This is a genomic window from Geodermatophilus chilensis, assembly GCF_002802985.1.
GTDB lineage: Bacteria > Actinomycetota > Actinomycetes > Mycobacteriales > Geodermatophilaceae > Geodermatophilus > Geodermatophilus chilensis.
In genome coordinates this window covers 1-2,233 of the sequence record NZ_NVPT01000312.1, presented here as the reverse complement: position 1 = coordinate 2,233, position 2,233 = coordinate 1, and the positions used below count along the sequence as shown (strand labels likewise).

The following is a 2,233-nucleotide window of genomic DNA, read 5'->3' as shown; positions in this document are numbered from 1 at the left end:
GCGCCTGTAGTAACACGACCCCATCGCGGCCTGCCCGCATCCCTCCAGGTCAATCAGCGAATTGGGCCGGTCGCGTGCTCACGATCTTCGGAAGTCCGGTCTGACTGGAGTGCCCATGAGGTCGTGCCTCAGCCGTGCCACAAGCACCGGTCAAGTCCGGTGGTCAGCGGTCAACAGGGGTCGGCATCACTGAGGCATGAAGGGAGTAACAATGCCCTGCTGAGCTCGACAAACGGGCATACGAGCTAGTCAGTGCGTGGAGCGGGTGACGGGAATCGAACCCGCATGGCCAGCTTGGCCGGCTGGAGATCGTCGTTGCCGATGCTGGCCGCGGAAGGGTCGCCAACCGGTCGGTCGCCGCGGTGTAGGTCGGACCGGTCTGCAGCCTGGTCTATGCCGCGCCCAAGGATGCGCGCCGGCGGGAGACGGTGCGCTTGGTCGTGCCGAGCAGGGCAGCGATGTCCCGGATGGAGCTACCGCGGGCGGTGAGACGGCGGACGACCTCTTGTTGTTCGAGTGCGGTGAGGTCGTCGTAGGAAACGTTGTCACCGGCAACAGCACGTTCCACTGCGATCTCGTCCATGTCGTGCGGCCAGGAAGGGCTGGCAGTAGATTTCGGCGGTGCGGGGTCGGTGTCGATGTCGTCCCAGGCCAGCGGCGGCAGCCAGCCGCGTGCGGCGGCGTGGGCTCGGGCGGCGTCGGCGACGGCACGCTGCTCGCCGGTCATCCGTGGTGGCGTGGTATTCCACAGCCGCTCGTAGAGGCTCGCGACCTCGTAGGCGGTGCGGGCGGTGACCGACTGACCGGTCATGCTGCGGAGCAGGCTGTTGGGGCGGCGGCCGAGTGGATCTGCCAGAAGCTCGGCCGGCCAGCCGATGGCGATGAGCGCTTGCAGGCGGCGGCGGGTGCCGGTGGCGTCGACGCGGCTGCTGGGCGCCCGGCTGGCGCTGTCGATGCTAACGCGAAGTACGTGGGCGGCCGTGCTCGGGCGGACCCGCTGCGTCGTCGGGGATCCGCTGCGGTCGTGTTCGGCCAGCTGGCGGATGTGGCTGACCGAGAGGCCGGCGAGCTGCGCGATGCGCTCGACGCCGATGCCGGCGGCGCGCAGGGCAGCGATGTGTCCGCGGACGGGGGCGGCGTCCACGTAGGGGTGCCAGCGGCCGTAAGTCCGTTCTCTGGTGGCGGTGCGGCTGGCGGCGGTGTTGGCGGCGGTGCAGTCGGCGCAGCGGCAGCGGTCCTTGACGTAGGCGGCGCGGGTGCCGTGCTGATGGCGGGTTTGCGGATGGGTGCACGCGCGCGTCACTCGAGGCTGGAGTTGCTGAGCTCGGCGACGAGCTTGCTCGAGGCCGCGCCGGTGCTTCTCGCAGGAGTGTCGGGGGTGGTGAGCGTCGGCGAGTCGAGCGGTGGCGTAGTCGGCGGTGTAGCCGCAGGCCCGGCAGGTGCGGCTGACCCTCATCGACGCACCGGCTGCCGGGGAGGAGCCGAGCTCTGGGTTACAAGTGGAGTGTGGCCGGGGACGCCGGCCCGGTGGAGTGTGTCTTCGATCCAGTCGGTGCGGACGGTGCCGGCATCCCCGACATGCTCGTCGAAGGCCATCGCGCTGAACTGAGCGGTGACTGCCGACCATTCGTCGTCGGACAGCGGCCGCTCCAGGTGAGCCTCGACGGTGGGCCGGTCGACGTAGGCGATGCTCGCTTCGAGGAGGTCGGCCAGATCGGTCAGCAGCCGGTAGGTGTCCCTGCCGTAGGCGGCGACGAGGGCCTGAAGGGCCCAGGGGCAGATGGCCTCTCGGATCGGCGCGACGTCGTCGCTGCCCCCGGTGGCTTGGGTTTGAGCAACATCACCCGCATGGGAGCTGGGGGACGTGCCGATGCGTCGTGCTGTCCGGTCCTGTTTCCACATCGGCGCTCCCACCCGGCGGCTGCTGCTCTCAGCCGGAGAAGGCGCCGTTTTGTCCCGTTTGGTGACACCGCCCGCGGATGTTCTTCGGACTGAGCCGGGGACGTGGCGTGCGTGGGACCCGGAACCGGAGGCCGTGCGCGGTCGTGACGGCGACCGCGGATGTCATCACCGGCCGGCAGGCTGATCGGGGACTGTTGCGTCGAGGAGGTCCGTGCATGAAGCCGAACGGGCACTAGGGCGTGTCTGGCGGATCTTGGTTGGCGGGGGTCCGCAGCCAGATCTTGATCGAGGCGACGTCGATGGTGCCCCGGAAGACGAACTCGCGCTTGTC

At 69.5% G+C, this 2,233-nt stretch carries 2 protein-coding genes; both read right to left on the bottom strand.

What is annotated here, in order from left to right:
* Window positions 1-391: 391 nt before the first annotated feature.
* Window positions 392-1,456 (bottom strand): helix-turn-helix domain containing protein, encoded by a 1,065-nt coding sequence (locus CNO22_RS26745; protein ID WP_100502254.1) that lies wholly within the window; start codon window positions 1,454-1,456, stop codon window positions 392-394.
* Entirely contained in the window at window positions 1,453-1,902 is a 450-nt protein-coding gene (locus tag CNO22_RS26740) for a hypothetical protein (RefSeq protein WP_100502253.1), read from the bottom strand. Before CNO22_RS26740 ends, CNO22_RS26745 begins: the two co-directional genes overlap by 4 nt.
* Window positions 1,903-2,233: the final 331 nt, after the last annotated feature.